At 70.8% G+C, this 15,531-nt stretch carries 18 protein-coding genes; 12 read left to right on the forward strand and 6 right to left on the reverse strand.

Going from position 1 to position 15,531, the window contains the following annotated elements:
- Window position 1: 1 nt before the first annotated feature.
- Entirely contained in the window at window positions 2-382 is a 381-nt protein-coding gene (locus EFL95_RS12335; RefSeq protein WP_123234242.1) for a DUF6504 family protein, read from the reverse strand.
- A 175-nt stretch (window positions 383-557) separates the two neighbouring features.
- Here EFL95_RS12335 and EFL95_RS12340 point away from each other — a divergent pair, with 175 nt between their 5' ends.
- The gene (locus EFL95_RS12340; RefSeq protein WP_123234243.1) at window positions 558-1,055 is read left to right on the forward strand and encodes a YbaK/EbsC family protein; all 498 of its coding nucleotides are present in this window, start codon (window positions 558-560) and stop codon (window positions 1,053-1,055) included.
- Complete coding sequence (locus EFL95_RS12345; protein WP_123234244.1) at window positions 1,055-1,420, forward strand: ArsC/Spx/MgsR family protein; 366 nt, start codon at window positions 1,055-1,057, stop codon at window positions 1,418-1,420. Before EFL95_RS12340 ends, EFL95_RS12345 begins: the two co-directional genes overlap by 1 nt.
- Here EFL95_RS12345 and EFL95_RS12350 read toward each other — a convergent pair.
- Window positions 1,417-2,058, reverse strand: coding sequence for an MSMEG_1061 family FMN-dependent PPOX-type flavoprotein (locus tag EFL95_RS12350; protein WP_123234245.1), 642 nt, complete (start codon window positions 2,056-2,058; stop codon window positions 1,417-1,419). The two genes, EFL95_RS12345 and EFL95_RS12350, sit on opposite strands and share 4 nt — an antisense overlap.
- A 69-nt stretch (window positions 2,059-2,127) precedes the next feature.
- Between EFL95_RS12350 and EFL95_RS12355 the strand changes: the two genes are divergently transcribed.
- Window positions 2,128-3,444, forward strand: coding sequence for a phytoene desaturase family protein (locus EFL95_RS12355; protein WP_123234246.1), 1,317 nt, complete (start codon window positions 2,128-2,130; stop codon window positions 3,442-3,444).
- 93 nt (window positions 3,445-3,537) lie between these two features.
- Here the strand turns inward: EFL95_RS12355 and metF are convergent, their stop codons facing one another.
- Window positions 3,538-4,428, reverse strand: coding sequence for a methylenetetrahydrofolate reductase [NAD(P)H] (gene metF, locus EFL95_RS12360; RefSeq protein WP_123234247.1), 891 nt, complete (start codon window positions 4,426-4,428; stop codon window positions 3,538-3,540).
- A 31-nt stretch (window positions 4,429-4,459) separates the two neighbouring features.
- On the opposite strand from metF, the gene EFL95_RS12365 reads away from it, so the two are divergent.
- Together EFL95_RS12365 and EFL95_RS12370 are read left to right on the forward strand one after the other, a co-directional pair.
- On the forward strand, window positions 4,460-5,545 hold the full coding sequence (locus EFL95_RS12365; RefSeq protein WP_246004922.1) for a polyprenyl synthetase family protein: 1,086 nt from the start codon (window positions 4,460-4,462) through the stop codon (window positions 5,543-5,545).
- A 2-nt stretch (window positions 5,546-5,547) separates the two neighbouring features.
- Window positions 5,548-5,826 (forward strand): hypothetical protein, encoded by a 279-nt coding sequence (locus tag EFL95_RS12370; RefSeq protein ID WP_123234249.1) that lies wholly within the window; start codon window positions 5,548-5,550, stop codon window positions 5,824-5,826.
- A 4-nt stretch (window positions 5,827-5,830) separates the two neighbouring features.
- On the opposite strand, the gene EFL95_RS12375 is transcribed toward EFL95_RS12370, so the two are convergent.
- Together EFL95_RS12375 and EFL95_RS12380 are read right to left on the reverse strand one after the other, a co-directional pair.
- Window positions 5,831-6,241, reverse strand: coding sequence for a guanyl-specific ribonuclease (locus tag EFL95_RS12375; RefSeq protein WP_221176376.1), 411 nt, complete (start codon window positions 6,239-6,241; stop codon window positions 5,831-5,833).
- Window positions 6,238-6,627: an Rv2175c family DNA-binding protein gene (locus EFL95_RS12380; protein WP_221176377.1), complete on the reverse strand. Its 390-nt coding sequence runs from the start codon at window positions 6,625-6,627 to the stop codon at window positions 6,238-6,240. Before EFL95_RS12380 ends, EFL95_RS12375 begins: the two co-directional genes overlap by 4 nt.
- A 108-nt stretch (window positions 6,628-6,735) precedes the next feature.
- On the opposite strand from EFL95_RS12380, the gene pknB reads away from it, so the two are divergent.
- On the forward strand, window positions 6,736-8,772 hold the full coding sequence (gene pknB / locus EFL95_RS12385) for a Stk1 family PASTA domain-containing Ser/Thr kinase (RefSeq protein WP_246004923.1): 2,037 nt from the start codon (window positions 6,736-6,738) through the stop codon (window positions 8,770-8,772).
- A gap of 3 nt (window positions 8,773-8,775) precedes the next feature.
- Here the strand turns inward: pknB and EFL95_RS12390 are convergent, their stop codons facing one another.
- Entirely contained in the window at window positions 8,776-10,281 is a 1,506-nt protein-coding gene (locus tag EFL95_RS12390) for an MFS transporter (RefSeq protein ID WP_246004924.1), read from the reverse strand.
- 137 nt (window positions 10,282-10,418) lie between these two features.
- Here EFL95_RS12390 and EFL95_RS12395 point away from each other — a divergent pair, with 137 nt between their 5' ends.
- The 6 genes from EFL95_RS12395 to EFL95_RS19925 all read left to right on the forward strand — a co-directional run.
- Window positions 10,419-10,985 (forward strand): TetR/AcrR family transcriptional regulator, encoded by a 567-nt coding sequence (locus EFL95_RS12395; RefSeq protein ID WP_123234251.1) that lies wholly within the window; start codon window positions 10,419-10,421, stop codon window positions 10,983-10,985.
- On the forward strand, window positions 10,982-11,884 hold the full coding sequence (locus EFL95_RS12400) for a DMT family transporter (protein ID WP_123234252.1): 903 nt from the start codon (window positions 10,982-10,984) through the stop codon (window positions 11,882-11,884). The genes EFL95_RS12395 and EFL95_RS12400 overlap by 4 nt, the downstream gene beginning before the upstream one ends.
- Window positions 11,885-11,981: 97 nt before the next feature.
- Window positions 11,982-13,493 carry an FG-GAP-like repeat-containing protein gene (locus EFL95_RS12405; protein WP_148045040.1) on the forward strand — a complete coding sequence of 504 codons (1,512 nt, stop codon included), beginning with the start codon at window positions 11,982-11,984 and terminating at the stop codon, window positions 13,491-13,493.
- 19 nt (window positions 13,494-13,512) lie between these two features.
- Window positions 13,513-13,938: a DUF4190 domain-containing protein gene (locus EFL95_RS12410; RefSeq protein ID WP_123234254.1), complete on the forward strand. Its 426-nt coding sequence runs from the start codon at window positions 13,513-13,515 to the stop codon at window positions 13,936-13,938.
- A 73-nt stretch (window positions 13,939-14,011) separates the two neighbouring features.
- Complete coding sequence (gene aroF, locus EFL95_RS12415) at window positions 14,012-15,058, forward strand: 3-deoxy-7-phosphoheptulonate synthase (RefSeq protein WP_123234255.1); 1,047 nt, start codon at window positions 14,012-14,014, stop codon at window positions 15,056-15,058.
- Between the two features lie 100 nt (window positions 15,059-15,158).
- Window positions 15,159-15,531: DUF222 domain-containing protein (locus tag EFL95_RS19925; protein ID WP_246004925.1), on the forward strand; the 373-nt coding region annotated here is incomplete at its 3' end.

Here is a 15,531-nt window from a genome sequence, read left to right on the forward strand (position 1 = left end):
CTCAGTCCAGCGAGCCGGCCAGGCGCCAGGCGCCCTCGGCTCCGTCGAAGGTCAGGTCGAAGACGCCGAAGCCCGGGTCGTCGGCCGTGGCCACTGCCCGACCCCGGGCCGCCGTCACCCGCCAGACCTGCCGCTCGGTGACCAGCTCCGAACGACCGGGAGCCTCCTCCGGGCGGCGCACCCACCACGCTCCGACCTCCATCCAGTTCGCGATCACCTCGCGCACCTGCCAGAGACGGCCGCGCCAGAGGAACTGCTGCGGAGCGTCATCGGGGCGCTCGTCGAGCAGGAGCGTGTCGCCGAAGGACGTCGGAACGCCGTCGAGCCCGTAGCCGGGCACCGGCCCGGTCCGCACCTCCACCTGGTCCGAGTAGGTACGCATCGTCCGCTCCTTCCGCTCCGTGGCTGCCGTGGTTGTCGGTGGTCCGGTGGAGGATCGGGGTCGCACGTCCTCCACCGGACCGTTGTTCGAACATATGTTCGAACAACTCCAAGGTACACCTCCCCACGGACAACCCGTCAAGACCTGTTTCGGGGAGCTGGGATACGGTCCCGGCATGTCCAGCGAGCCGGCCGCCGAGCACCCCTCGATCGCCCACTTCCGCAACCGCTGGACGGAGCTCGGAGGCACCGGCCGCATCGTCGTGCTGCCCGACTCGGTGCACACCGCGGCGCTGGCCGCGGAGGCTCTGGGCTGCGAGGTCGGCGCGATCGCGAACAGCCTCCTCTTCACGGCGCCGACGGAGACGGGCGGCGAGCCGATCCTGATCCTCACGTCGGGCGCGCACCGGGTGGACACCGACAAGGCGGCCGCGCTGATCGGCGTACCGGAGCTGCGCCGGGCCAAGCCCGAGTTCGTCAAGGAGCACACCGGCCAGGTGATCGGCGGGGTCTCCCCGATCGCGCACCCGGCACCGGTGCGCACGTTCCTCGACCCGGCACTGGAGCACTACCCGGTCGTCTGGGCCGCGGCCGGGCACCCGGCGGCCGTCTACTCCACGACGTACGCCGAGCTCCGGACGATGACGGGTGCGATCGAGATCGAGGTGAACTGATGGCCGTCGAGATCTGGATGAACCCGTCGTGCTCGAAGTGTCGGTCCGCGAAGGCCGACCTGGACGCAGCGGGCATCGAGTACGTCGAGCGCCGCTACCTCGACGAGCCGCCGACGACCGCCGAGCTCGGCGAGGTGCTGGAGCGCCTCGGCCTGGACCCGTGGGACATCGCACGCCCGGTCGAGACCCGCGACGCCGGCATCGACCTGGCCAAGGACGCTGCCCACCGCGATGCCTGGATCGCGGCGCTGGTGGCGAACCCGCGGGCGATCCAGCGTCCGATCATCACCGCCAGCGACGCCACGACGGTCGTCGCCCGCGACCCGGGGACGATCGCCTCGATCGTCGAGCGCGAACGGTCCTAGGGCGTCGGCCCGTAGAGGCCCTTGCCGTACTGCTCGCCGTAGTAGGTGTCCAGCTCCTCCAGCGTCAGCTCGCTGGCGTCGAGCCTCTGCGCCAGCACCGCGCGCCGCGGCACCGTCCCCTCCGGGTCCCAGGTCTCGGGGTCCCAGAGGCCCGAGCGCAGGAACGCCTTCGCGCAGTGGTGGAACAGCTCGTCGATCTCGACGACCACCGCCAGCACCGGACGGTGCCCCTTCACGACCATCTCGTCGAAGAACGGTGCGTCCGAGACCAGCCGCGCCCGGCCGTTGATGCGCAGCGTGTCGCCCCGACCCGGGATCAAGAAGTTCAACCCGACGTGCGGGTTCTCCAGAATGTTCCGATAGCCGTCGGCGCGACGGTTCCCCGGCCGCTCGGCCAGGGCGATGGTGACCTCGTCGATCACGTGCACGAGCTGCCCGGCCGGGTCGCCCTTCGGCGAGGCGTCACAGGTCCCGTCCACGGCCGCGGTCGCCATCACGCAGAACGGAGACGCAGCCAGCCAGTCGCGGTCCAGGTCGGTGAGCGCGTGCCGCGCTTTGTCCCGGACCCGCGGGAGCGGCACGCCGATGACCTCGACGAGCTCGTCGAGGTCGGTGATCTCGGTCCAGGTCTGCTCCACGGCACGACGGTACGCCGCGCCCGTGGTGCCCCGCGACGGGATATCGGCCCGGCTCACTAGGGTGTCCGCATGGCACGCGTGGTGGTGGTCGGTGGCGGCTTCGGCGGCTTGGCGAGCGCTGCCCGGCTGGCCAAGCTCGGGCACGAGGTCACCCTGCTCGAGGCGCGGTCGGAGCTCGGCGGGGCGCTCGGGTTCGTCGAGCAGGACGGCTGCCGCTGGGACACCGGGCCGACGAGCACGCTGCTGCCGGCGGTGATCCGCGACTTCTTCCGCAAGTCGGGTCGCCCCGCGGAGAAGGAGATCGACCTGGTTCCCGCCGAGCCGGCGCGCCAGCACCGCTTCGAGGACGGCACCGTCCTCGACCTGCCCGGAGGCAGCCGCGCCGCCCAGCTCGAGGCGGTCGAGGAGGCGCTCGGCAAGGGAGCCGGGGCCCGTTGGGTCAGCTACGTCGACGACTTCGGCGAGGTCTGGGAGGCCCTGCGCAAGGACTACTTCGAGCGGGTCTGGTCCGCCGAGCACGCCAGCAAGGAGACCCACCAGCTCCTGGAGAGCCGGCTGAGCCTGCACAAGCTGGTGGACAAGGAGTTCAAGGACGCGCGGCTCCGCACCCTCGCGCTGCACCCGGCACGTCTCGAGGGTCACGAGCCGCGCAACGTCCCGGCCTGGGTCGGCGTGTGGGCCTACGTGGAGCAGAACTTCGGCGCGTGGACGATCCCCGGCGGCATGGGTCAGCTGGTGGACGTGCTGGCGAGCCGGCTGCAGACGCGCGGGGTCACCGCCCTGACCGACACCACGGCGCGCGACCTGATCGTCGAGGGCGGTGCGGTCCGCGGCGTTCGGACCGAGTCCGGGGAGTTCGCCGCCGATGCGGTGGTCGTCGCGATCGACCCGCGTCGACTGCCGTCCCTCGCGCCCCTGGTCGAGCGGACGATGCCGTGCATCCCGCCGGTCATCTCGCACGTCGGCATCACCGGCGAGGTGCCCGAGCTGCCGCACGAGGTCGTGCTGCACGGGCACGAGAAGCGCGACCCGACCCTCGTCGTGCGCACCGGAGGAACAGCGCCCGAGGGCATGCACGCCTGGACGATCCTGGGTCGCGGACCGCTTGCCGAGGACCTCGTCACCGCTCTGGCCCGCCGCGGCATCAAGGTGCACAAGCAGGTCGAGACCCGGATCGACCGCTCCCCCCGGGAGCTCGTTTCGGACTGGAACGGCTCGCCGTACGGCGTGCTGTGGCAGGGCCGGGGCACGGTCCGCAACCGGATCGGCACCGTGGCCCCGATCAGCGGTGTCTACCTGGCCGGCGCACACACCACCCCAGGTGCCGGACTGCCCAGCGTCGGACTGTCGGCCGCTCTGGTCGCCCAAGCGATCGGCCCGGCCTGACGGTTTCCCACGTTCTGATGGGAAACATGCACTGACCCGTCGAAAGAACGACGGGTCAGTGACGGCTTCCCATCAGAACGTGGGAAACCGCTTTCAGGCGTTGACGGCCAGGGACGAGTAAATCTCGCGGGTCGCCTTGGACCGGTTCAGCGTGTAGAAGTGCAGACCCGGTGCGCCTCCGGCGAGCAGCTCGTCGCACAGCTCGGTCGCGATCCGGATGCCCTCGGCGCGCACGGCCTCGGGGTCCTCGGCGAGCGGCTCGATCCGGTCCAGGATCTCGGTGGGCATCTCCCGGCCAGACAGCTCGACCATCTTCTTCATCGAGCCGATCGCGAGGATCGGCATGATCCCCGGCACGATCGGCATGTCGACACCGGCGGCGCGGCAGCGCTCGACCAGCCCGAAGTAGTCCGAGGCGCGCAGCACCATCTCGGTGATGCCGAACTGGGCACCGGCGTCGTACTTGGCCTTCATCACCGCGACGTCCGCCTCCAGGGAGGTGGAGTCCCGGTGCCCCTCGGGGAAGACGGCAACGCCCACGGACACGTCGTCGCGGCGCCGGATCAGCCCGACGAGCTCGGCAGCGAACTCGAGACCGCCCTCGGTCGCGGTCCACGGCGTTCCCGGACCACCGGGCGGGTCGCCGCGCAGCGCCAGCACGTTCTGCACGCCGGCAGCGGCCAGGGAGTCGAGGATGTCGTCGATCTCCTCGACGGTGTGACCCACGCAGGTGAGGTGCGCCATCGGGGTCATCGAGGTCTCCCGCGCGATCCGGCCGGTGATCTCGATGGTGCGGTCGCGGGTGCTGCCCCCGGCGCCGTAGGTCACCGAGACGAAGGTCGGACGGAGCTCCTCGAGCTCGCTGATGGAGCGCCAGAGCACCTCCTCACCCGCGGCGTCCTTGGGAGGGAAGAACTCGAAGGAGAAGGAGCGTTCGCCCTGCCCCAGCAGGGTCGCGATGCTCGTGGATCGTCCCGAAGCCATGGCGGGAAGGATACGGGGATACGCTCGCCGCGTGACTGAGTCTCACGAAGTCGTCCCCACCACCTGGGATCCCACCGGGTTCCGCGACGGCATCGAGTCGACGCTCCAGTCGTTCGTCGACGGCCAGGCCAGCTGGCTCGCCGCCCTCGGCGAGGACGCCCAGCGACTCGTCGAGCACGCCCGCGTCAGCGTCTCGGGTGGCAAGCGCTTCCGTGCGTCGTTCTGCTGGTGGGGTCACCTCGCCATCGCCGAGCCGACCGACCACGTGGCCCTGCTGCGCGCGTGCGCCTCGCTCGAGCTGCTGCACGCCAGCGCCCTGGTGCACGACGACTACATGGACGCCTCCGACGTACGCCGCGGGCGGCCTGCGACGCACCGCGCCTTCGAGGCCCTGCACCGGGACAACGGCTGGGCGGCCAGCGCAGCCCAGTACGGCGCCTCCGCAGCGATCCTGCTCGGCGACCTGCTGCTGTCCTGGTCGGACGAGCTGCTGCGCACCTGCGGCCTGCCGCCGGACCGGGTGCTCGACGCGCTCGGCTACTTCGACCTGACCCGGACCGAGGTGGTGACCGGTCAGTTCCTCGACGTCTCCGCACAGGCACGGGCGACCTCCGAGGTCGACCTCGCGATGCGGGTGGTCCGCTACAAGTCCGCGAAGTACTCGATCGAACGCCCGCTGCACATCGGGGCCGCCCTGGCCGGCGGCACGCCGCCCGTGCTCGACCAGCTGTCCCGGTTCGGACTCCCCCTCGGCGAGGCGTTCCAGCTGCGCGACGACCTGCTCGGTGTCTTCGGCGACCCCGAGGTCACCGGCAAGCCCGCGGGCGACGACCTGGTCGAGGGCAAGCGCACCGTGCTGATCGCGCTGGCACTCGAGGTCCTGCAGGGATCGGACCGCGACCTGCTGGACCACAGCCTCGGCAAACCGCTGGGTGAGGACGAGGTGAGCCACCTGCGCGAGCTCATCACCGGGAGCGGCGCCCACGAGCGCGTCGAGCACCTGATCACCGAGCTCACCGATCGCGCTCTGGACGCACTGACGAGCGCCAGCATCAGGGACGATGCCCGCGCCGTGCTGCGCGAGCTCGCCGCCGCAGCGACCCAGAGGACCGTCTGACCTTGCGCGGCATCTTCTTCTCGGAGGACGACGCCCGCACCGTGGAGGGGCTGCTCGCCGCCGACGGCTACGACGTCGCGCTCAGCCGGGTCCGGTACGCCGGCGAGGACGACGACGAGGACCACCCGTGGGCGGTCAGCACCGACGCGCCGGGCCTCGTCCTGGAGGTGCTGGTCGACCGCTACGAGGGCTGGCTGGACGACGACGATGACCAGAAGCCGTCACCGGCGCCGCTGGACCTCCCGGCCGCACCGAAGCGCCACCACCAGCCGCCCGCCTGAACCGTCAGGGGCCGGGCGCGCCGAGGATCGCCTCGAACGTCTTCCCGCCGTCGTCGGTGTAGTAGAGGTCGCCGTCGCGCCCGCGGACGATCCGCTGCCGCTCGTCGTCCGGAGCCCCCTGCACGAGGACCGTGTACCCGCGGTAGTAGCCCGCGTCGGCACGGGGCAGCAGCAGGTCGCCGTTGTCGTAGGTGCTGCCGTCCTCGGGATGCGGGAACGGGCCGCCGGCGAGGATCAGGTTGATCGTCCTGACCGCATCCGGCGGGAGCTCGGTGACGACGACGTGCCCCATCCCGACGGGCGCGAGCGGCCGTGCGCCGTCCGGGTGACCGACCGAGCGTGCCCAGACGACGAGCAGCCCCAGGACGACGAGGAAGGTCAGCGCGAGCAGGCGCCGCCCGAGAACCGAGCTCACAACGACATCGCCTGGGCGCGCCGCTTCACCTCAGAACCCCGGTTCTCCCGCAGCGCGTCGATCGGCCGGCCGGGAAGGGTGTCGTCAGGGGTGAACATCCACTCCAGGATCTCGCGGTCGTCGTACCCGCCGTCGTGGAAGATCGTGAGCAGTCCGGGGACGCCCTTGACGATCTGGCCGTCCATGATCAGCTCGGCCGGGATCTGCTGACCGGCACCCGGGGCGGGCACGGCAGCGGCCAGCTGGTGCTCGCGGATCCAGGTCCGCACCTTGGTGACCGAGACGCCGAGCGCGACGCCTGCGGCCTTCCAGTCGAGCCACTCGGAAATGAGTGTGCCCAGGTCGGCGCCGGCCTCGGCGGGGTTCTCGGGAGTGATTTCTGGCACGCGACCATGCTGCCAGGCGCGCTGCGATGCCGCGATTCGGGGCTCCGGGCAACTAAACTGCCTGCTTGACCGGACCCCTTCCCCGACCGGTCCTGCATGGGAGGCGTTGTGGAGCGCACTGATCTGGGTCGTGGTGACGACCCGTTGATCGGCCGCGTTCTGGACGGCCGCTACGAGGTCGGGCAGAAGATCGCCCGCGGTGGGATGGCCACCGTCTACCAGGCGCGCGACCTGCGCCTGGACCGCACCGTCGCGGTGAAGGTCATGCACTCCGGCCTCGCCGACGACCCGGAGTTCGTCTCCCGGTTCGAGCGCGAAGCGCGCTCGGCCGCGCGTCTCTCGCACCACAACGTGGTCTCGGTCTTCGACCAGGGCGACGACCGCGGGACGCTGTTCCTGGTGATGGAGTACGTGCCGGGCCTGACCCTGCGCGACCTGATCCGCAAGGACGCCCCGATGGACCCGGGCAAGGCGCTGGAGCTGATCGAGCCCGTGCTCGCGGCTCTCGCCGCCGCCCACGGCGCCGGGATGATCCACCGCGACGTGAAGCCGGAGAACGTGCTGCTGGCCGACGACGGCCGGATCAAGGTGGCCGACTTCGGCCTGGCTCGTGCGGTGAACGCCGAGACGCAGCACACCGCGACCGGGGGCGTCCTGATCGGGACCGTCTCCTACCTGTCGCCGGAGCTGGTCGTCGACGGCAAGGCGGACGCTCGCTCGGACGTGTACGCGGTCGGCGTGCTCCTCTACGAGATGCTCACCGGGGTCAAGCCGCACCAGGCGGACAGCCCGATCCAGGTCGCCTACAAGCACGTCCACGAGGACGTGCCGGCGCCGTCGTTGCGCGAGCCCGCGCTGCCGGCGTACGTCGATGCGCTGGTCGCCCGTGCGACCGCCCGCGACCGTGACCTGCGGCCCTCGGACGCACGGGTGCTGCTGCACCAGGTGCGCCGCGTGCGCCAGGCGCTCGACCACGGTGTCGTCGAGGACCCGGAGCTCTACGCCGACCTGATGCCCGGCGTCCGCCCGATCGCCGAGGACACCGGTGAGGTGACCGGTGAGCTCGAGCGCGAGGACCGCATCTCGATCCTCGGGGCCGACGACGTCTACGACCAGGACCGCGAGGTCACCACGGCGATGCCGCCGTCCGGCGTGGCGACCGCGGTACCGCCGCGACCGCCGCAGAACCTCGCCCACAACCAGCCGCCTCGCGTGGTGCCACCCCCGGTGGTCGCCGACGAGCCGCGCCGGTTCCAGCAACCGAAGCGGTCCCGTCGTGGCCTGTTCCTGCTGATCGGCGTGCTGGTCACCGCGCTGCTCGTCGGGATCAGCGCCTGGCAGCTGGGCCGGTACACGACGACGCCGTCGGTGATCAGCCTCTCCCAATCGGCGGCCAAGGCGAAGATCACCAAGGCCGGACTGACGTTCAAGCTCGGCAAGGCGGAGTACTCCGAGAAGTACACGAAGGGCTCGGTCATGGACACCGACCCCGCCCCGGGCGACAAGGTCTCCAAGGGCGGCACGGTCACCGTGATCCTCTCCCTCGGCCCGGAGCGGCACGCGGTGCCCACGGTCCGCGGCAAGACGCTGGAAGAGGTTCAACAGCTCATCGCGGACGCCGACCTCTCGCTCGGCGAGGTGACCCAGGCCTACTCCGATCTCGTCGACGAGGGCATGGTCGTCACCACCGACCCGAAGGCCGGGACCCTGCTCAAGCGCGACACCGCGATCGACGTCGTGGTCAGCAAGGGCCCGAAGCCGATCGACATCACCGACTGGACGGGCAAGTCCGCCAAGCAGGCCCAGAAGAGCCTGGAGAAGCAGGGCTTCAAGGTCACCGTCGACGAGCAGTTCGACGACACCATCACCAAGGGCAAGGTCATCTCGCAGACCCCGAACACCGGTCAGGGCGTGAAGGGCGACGAGATCACCCTGGTCGTGTCCAAGGGACCGGAGCTGTTCGCGATCCCGCACGTGCGCGGCCTGCGGACCAACGACGCCCGGCAGAAGCTCGAGGACGCCGGGTTCAAGGTGAAGGTCCACCACAGCTCGCTGTTCGTCGGTGCCAACTACGTGGTCACCGTCAGCCCCGGTGAAGGGACGATGGTGCCCAAGGGCACCACCGTCACCATCAACGTCGTCTAGCTGTCAGGCGGCCAGCTCGTAGGCCTCCTCGGCCTCCGGCTCGACCTCGGCGTGCTGCTCGCGCCGGATCACCAGCGTGACCAGCAGCAGCGTGACGACCAGCGTCACCGAGGCCGCCTGGAACGCTGCGTGCGCGCCGCTCAGGAAGGTCTCGTGCGCCCGCTGCACGGCGTCGAGACCGGGCGCCAGGTCCAGCGAGCGGCTGGCGTGGCCGGAGACGGTCACCAGACCGGCCAGCCCGAGGGCCGAGCCGAGCTGCTGGGCCACGTTGACCAGGCCTGCTGCTGCGCCGGCCTCATCGGGCCGCACCGCGTGCAGCGCCGAGGACGTCAGCGGGACGAAGGCCAGGCCGTTGCCGAAGCCGAGCAGCACCAGCGCGACCACCACGTCGGCGTACCCGCTGGCGATGTCGAGCTGGGTCAGCCACAGGATCGAGGCGAGGCTGAGCACCGCACCGACGATCATCACCGGACGCTCGCCGAAGCGCTCGACCAGGTAGCGCGAGCTCGACTGCGAGGCGATGAACACGCTGGCGGTCATCGGCAGGAACGCCAGGCCGGCCTGGATCGGGCTGAACCCGAGGACGTCCTGGAGGTACTGGGTCAGGTAGAAGAACGCACCCATCGCACCGGCGATGAGGAACATCCGGGCCAGCAGCGCCCCGCTGCGCACCCGGCTGGCGAACAGCGAGAGCGGGGTGATCGGCTCGGCAGCCCGGCGCTCGACGAGCACGAAGGCGATGAGCAGCGCGAGACCGCCGAGCATCGTGGTCAGGGTGACGGGGCTCCCCCAGCCGTGGCTGGCGGCGTGCACGAAGCCGAAGACGACCCCGGAGACACCGGTGGTCGAGGTGACCGCGCCGACGAGGTCGAAGCGGCCGTGACGACGCGGGGTGTGCGGGACGGCCACCCACGCGATCGCAGCGACCAGGATGCCGATGGGCACGTTGACCAGCATCACCCAGCGCCAGGAGGCCACCTCGGTGAGGAACCCTCCGGCCACCAGGCCGAAGGACACGCCACCGACCGAGACCGCGGTGTAGAGGCCGAGTGCGCGGGTGCGCTCGCGGCCTTCGGGGAACATCGTGGTCAGCAGCGAGAGCGTGGCCGGAGCTGCGAAGGCAGCGCCGATGCCCTGGACCGCGCGGGAGGCGATCAGGGCGGTGCCGTCGACCGCGAACCCGCCGGCGAACGAGGCCAGCGTGAAGACGGTGATACCGGCCAGGAACGTCGGGCGGCGACCGATCAGGTCACCGGTGCGGGCTCCGAGGAGCAGCAGCCCGCCGAAGGCCAGGCTGTAGGCGTTGAGCACCCAGGAGAGGCCGGTCGGGCTGAACCCGAGCGCGCGCTGCATGTCGGGCAGGGCCACGTTCACGATGCTCATGTCGAGCACGACCATCAGCTGGGCGATGAGGATGACGGCGAGGACCAGGCCGCGGCGCTCGTGGCGCGGGGCTTCCTCGTCCGGGGTTGCGTTCACCGGGGTGTCGGTGACGAGTTGTTCAGTCACGGATGTGTGCTCCGTTCGAATCGGGCGTATGATGTGGAGGCCGCCTCCGGTATAACTGGAGGGCTCCTCCGGTTACTATACGGAGGATGGCTCCGTTTTTGCAAGACCGTTTCTGAACTCCCCTGGAAGGCAGCCCGATGACCGCGACCGAACCGGCTCCCAAGCTGCGGGCCGACGCTGCCCGGAACCGGGCCAAGCTGGTCGCGACCGCGCGCGAGGTCTTCACCGAGCACGGCGGCGACGCGTCGCTGGAGCAGATCGCAAAGGCCGCCGAGGTCGGCATCGGCACCCTGTACCGCCACTTCCCCACCCGGCTGGACCTGCTCGAAGCGGTCTACCGCGACGAGGTCGACGTGCTCCGCGAAACGGCTGAGAAGGTCGTCCCGAACCACACGCCCTTCGAGGCGCTGGAGCTCTGGCTGATCGCGTTCGTCGACTACGCGGCCACCAAGAAGCACATCTTCACCGAGCTGGTCGAGGCCGTCGGGCGCGAGTCCGAGCTGATGACACACTCGCGGGCGATCATCTTCGGCAACGCCGAGATGCTCGTCACCGCGGCCCAGGAGGCCGGCGAGATCCGCGCGGACGTGACCTCCCAGGACGTGCTCCGGCTGGTCGGCGGCTGCACGATGATGCCGAACTTCGACCGGGAGCAGACCCGGCGGATCCTGACCGTGGTGATGGACGGCCTCAAGGTCGGATGAGCGCGGTCGCGCGCGAGCGTCGCACGGCCCTGCTGGCGACGCTCACCCTGCTGGCGATGACCGCCTGCTGGGGATCGACGTTCTACCTGATCCACGACCTGCTCGACCGGGTACCGGCCGTCGACTTCCTCGCGGTCCGGTTCGCGATCGCGAGCCTGGCCATGCTGCTCGTCGCGCCGCGGGCGATCGGCCGGCTCGACCCGCAGGTGCGCAAGCACGCGCTGGTGCTCGGCTGCCTGTACGGCCTGGCCCAGATCTTGCAGACCGTCGGTCTGGCGCACACCGCGGCGAGCGTCTCCGGATTCGTCACCGGCATGTACGTCGTGCTGACCCCGCTGTTCGCGGCCGCGATCCTGCGCACCCGGATCGGCGGACTGACCTGGGCGGCGGTCGGGCTCGCCATCGGCGGGCTGGCCGTGCTCACCCTGCAAGGCCTCTCGATCGGGTACGGCGAGGGGCTGACGCTGATCGCCGCCGCGCTCTACGCGCTGCACATCGTCGGACTCGGCGCGTGGTCCGCCCCCGCCGACGCGATCGGAATGTCGATCCTGCAGTGCCTGGTGATCAGCGCGATCTGCTTCGTCGCGGCCGTCCCGGAGGGGATCACGCTGCCCGACCGGACCAGCGACTGGCTCTCGGTCGTCTACATGGCCCTCTTCGCCGGAGCCGCGGCACTCCTCGGCCAGACCTGGGCCCAGGCCCACCTCGCTCCGACGCGGAGCGCGATCATCATGAGCATGGAGCCGGTGTTCGCGGCCTTCTTCGCGGTGCTGCTCGGTGGCGAGTCGGTCACTGCCCGGATGCTGTTCGGTGGCGCGATGGTGCTCGCCGCGATGCTCACGGTGGAGCTGGTCCCCCGCCGGCGGATCGAGGGCGAGGTCACGCACCTCGCAGTCTGAAGGCACGTGGGCTTGCGCGCAGACCCGTGCGTGGGTTTCCCTGGATCGATCGGCTGCTCCGCGTGCCCCGGGGCAGGAACACCACTTGGGGGTGGAGATGCGTCGACAAGCGCTCGCTCTGACCGCAGGACTCATCGCGCTCGCCGTCACGTCGCCGCCCGTCGGTGCGGCGCCGGTCGCACCACCGCGTGTCACCCAGACCGCCCAGGCAGTCCCCCCGATCGCCGACTTCGACAACGACGGGAGCCCCGACCTGGCGATCGGCGCGCCCGGGGAGGACGTCGGCACGGTCCGCGACGCCGGCGCCGTGACCGTCACCGGGCCGCACGGGCGTGTGTTCACCCAGAACTCAGCCGGAGGTGGCGACCACGCCGAGTCGAACGACCACTTCGGGTCGGCCGTCGCCACCGGCGACTTCAACGGCGACGGCTTCACCGACCTGGCCGTCGGAGCACCGACCGAGAGCGTCGGGTCGGTCGCCGGCGCCGGAGCGGTCAACATCCTCTACGGCTCGGCGAACGGACTCACTGCCACCGGCGCCCAGGTCTTCACCCAGAACAGCCCCGGCGTGGCCAGCAGCGCGGAGCAATCGGACTTCTTCGGGTCCGCCCTGGCGGCGGCCGACTTCAACCACGACGGTCGCGCGGATCTCGCCATCGGCGTACCCCGTGAGAACGCAGCCGTGGCCGATGCGGGAGCCGTCACCGTCCTGTTCGGCTCGCCGACCGGCCTCACCGGCGAGGGAAGCCGGCTCTTCACGCAAAACAACGCCGGCACCGGCAACAAGGAGGAGCGCGCCGACCTGTTCGGGTCCGCTCTGGCCGCCGGCGACTTCGACGACGACGGCTTCCCGGACCTCGCGGTCGGCGTGCCCGGGGAGGACGTCTACTCGGTCCTCAACGCCGGCGCGGTCAACGTGCTCCGAGGATCCGCCGGCGGACTGACCGGCACCGGCGGTCGGCTCTTCACCGAGAACAGCACGGGCCTGGCCGGAACCGCAGAGTCCGGTGACGGCTTCGGGGCCGCGCTCGCGACCGGACACCTCGACCCCGACGCGTACGCCGACCTGGCGATCGGGGTCCCGGCCGAGGACGTCGGAAGCATCGCGAACGCAGGGGCGGCGTACACGCTGCGCGGTTCGGCCGCCGGCCTGACCGGAGCCGGCAGTCGGCTGCTCACCGAGAACGCACCCGACCACCCGGACCAGGCTGAGGCGGGTGACGACTTCGGGTTCTCGCTCGCCGCCGTCGACCTGTACGGCGTCGGTGACGAGCTCGTCATCGGTGCTCCCGGTGAGGACCTCGGTCCGGCGCGCGAAGCAGGTGCGGTCTTCGTCGGCTCGGCGATGTTCCGCGAGGGCGGATCGAACACGGCGGGCAAGCCCCAGACGAGCGATCGCCTGGGAGCCTCCTTGGCCGACAACGCCAGCTCGCCCGCGCAGATCGTGGTCGGCGCCCCCGGCGAGAACCGCGGCGCCGGGGCGGTCCTGGTCATCACCGGCTCCCTCGACGACGGCGACCAGCTGCCACCCTCGGGCGCGTTCCTCAACCAGGCAGCGGGTGCGGCCGAGACCGGCGACTTCTTCGGCGCAGCCGTCGCGGGCTCCTAGTTGCTGGTTTACTGCACCGATGAGCGAGCTTCCGCCGGAGCAGCCCCAGCAACCGCCGTACGCGCAGGCACCCCCGCCGCCGCCCGCGCCCGGCTACACCCAGCAGGCCTACGGCCCGTACACCCCGGAACCGCCGGCCACCAACCGGGCGACGCTGGCGCTGGTGCTCGGCATCGTCGGCCTGACGGTCTGCCCGGGCGCTGCGTCCATCCCGGCGTGGATCATCGGCAACGAGGCGGTCAAGGAGATCGACGCGTCCCAGGGACAACTCGGTGGCCGGTCGATGGCGTTCGCCGGCAAGGTGACCGGGATCATCGGAACGGTGCTCGCCGGCGCCGGCCTGCTCGCGATCGGCGCGATCTTCCTGATCAGCGCACTCGTCGTCGACAGCGTGGGTGACTGCGAGGCGACCGGCGACGACACCTCGTTCTCGGTGCACTGCTGATCCCGCCCTCGGCCGGCGTCTCGTAGGCCGATATTGCTGTCCGCACGCTGGACCAGCCAACTAGCCTCCAGCCATGGTTGTGGTGATGGCCCCGGACGCCACTGACGAGCAGATCGCGCACGTCACCGAGCGCGTCGAAGGCGTCGGCGGTCAGGCGTTCGTGAGCCGCGGAGTGGTCCGCACGATCATCGGCCTGGTCGGTGACATCGAGTCCTTCCACGGTCTGAACCTGCGCACGATGCCCGGGGTCGCCGCAGTGCACCGGATCTCCGACCCGTTCAAGCTGGTCAGCCGGCAGCACCATCCGGACCGATCGACGGTCTGGGTCGGACCGGCCGGCCACCAGGTGCCGATCGGCCCCGACACCTTCACCTTCATCGCCGGCCCGTGCGCGGTGGAGACCGCGAGCCAGACACTTGAGGCCGCGGAGATGGCCAAGGCCGCCGGCGCGAGCCTCCTGCGCGGCGGCGCGTTCAAGCCGCGCACCTCGCCCTACGCATTCCAGGGCCTGGGCGTGAAGGGCCTCGAGATCCTGGCCGACGTCCGCGAGACCACCGGCCTGCCGATCGTCACCGAGGTCGTCGACGCCCGGGACGTGACCGTCGTCGCCGAGCACGCCGACATGCTCCAGATCGGCACGCGGAACATGGCCAACTTCGGCCTGCTCCAGGCGGCCGGCGAGTCCGGCAAGCCGGTGCTTCTCAAGCGCGGCATGACCGCGACCATCGAGGAATGGCTGATGGCGGCCGAGTACGTCGCCCAGCGCGGCAACCTCGACGTGGTGCTCTGCGAGCGCGGCATCCGCACCTTCGAGCCGAGCACCCGCAACACCCTGGACATCTCCGCGGTGCCGGTGGTCCAGTCGATCAGCCACCTGCCGATCATCGTCGACCCCTCGCACGCGGGCGGTCGCAAGGACCTGGTCGTCCCGCTGTCGCGGGCTGCGATCGGCGTCGGTGCCGACGGCGTCATCGTCGACGTGCACCCCAACCCGGAGAACGCGCTCTGCGACGGGCCGCAGGCCCTGCTCGGAACCGAGCTGCGCGAGCTCGCCTCGGCCGTGCGGATCATGCCGCCGGCCCTTGGCCGCGTGGACGCCGGGGAACGCGTCCGCGGCTAGCCCACGCCCGTTGGCGTGCACAGCCCTCTCCGGAGGATCGGTTTTCCACAGATTCGAGCACGTGTTCGATCCAGGGTGGTTTTCGGCCTAGCGTTGAGGCATGTCCAGCGCACACCCTGTCCACCCGATCCTTCGGGCGACCGCCACCATCGGCTCCGCCTTGAAGGACGTGGTCGACGTGGACCCGGTCTTCATGGCGACGGCCGACAAAGCCTGTGCGCTCGAGGCCCTCACCGCTGAGATCAACCAGATGGAGGCGCTGCGGCTGCGGCTGATCGCCAACGGGCAAGACGTCGCTGACCGTGATGCCTGCCGCAGCCTCGCGGGGTGGCTGGAGACCCGCACCCGCACCGAGCACGGACCCAATCTGCGCAGCCTGCGCCTGGCCGAGGCTCTTGAGAAGAGGTGGCACCAGACAGCCAGCGCGCTGATCCACGGGCGGGTCAACCTCGCCCAGGCCGAGGTCATCGTGC

Source organism: Nocardioides marmorisolisilvae, assembly GCF_003725775.1.
GTDB lineage: Bacteria > Actinomycetota > Actinomycetes > Propionibacteriales > Nocardioidaceae > Marmoricola > Marmoricola marmorisolisilvae.

Bases quoted from the DNA above. Each gene is read 5' to 3' on its own strand.
- EFL95_RS12335 (WP_123234242.1), bottom strand. From the start codon at position 382: ATGCGTACCTACTCGGACCAGGTGGAGGTGCGGACCGGGCCGGTGCCC.
- EFL95_RS12410 (WP_123234254.1), top strand. From the start codon at position 13,513: ATGAGCGAGCTTCCGCCGGAGCAGCCCCAGCAACCGCCGTACGCGCAG.
- EFL95_RS12405 (WP_148045040.1), top strand. From the start codon at position 11,982: ATGCGTCGACAAGCGCTCGCTCTGACCGCAGGACTCATCGCGCTCGCC.
- EFL95_RS12345 (WP_123234244.1), top strand. From the start codon at position 1,055: ATGGCCGTCGAGATCTGGATGAACCCGTCGTGCTCGAAGTGTCGGTCC.
- metF (WP_123234247.1), bottom strand. From the start codon at position 4,428: ATGGCTTCGGGACGATCCACGAGCATCGCGACCCTGCTGGGGCAGGGC.
- EFL95_RS12395 (WP_123234251.1), top strand. From the start codon at position 10,419: ATGACCGCGACCGAACCGGCTCCCAAGCTGCGGGCCGACGCTGCCCGG.
- EFL95_RS12340 (WP_123234243.1), top strand. From the start codon at position 558: ATGTCCAGCGAGCCGGCCGCCGAGCACCCCTCGATCGCCCACTTCCGC.
- EFL95_RS12355 (WP_123234246.1), top strand. From the start codon at position 2,128: ATGGCACGCGTGGTGGTGGTCGGTGGCGGCTTCGGCGGCTTGGCGAGC.
- aroF (WP_123234255.1), top strand. From the start codon at position 14,012: ATGGTTGTGGTGATGGCCCCGGACGCCACTGACGAGCAGATCGCGCAC.
- EFL95_RS12400 (WP_123234252.1), top strand. From the start codon at position 10,982: ATGAGCGCGGTCGCGCGCGAGCGTCGCACGGCCCTGCTGGCGACGCTC.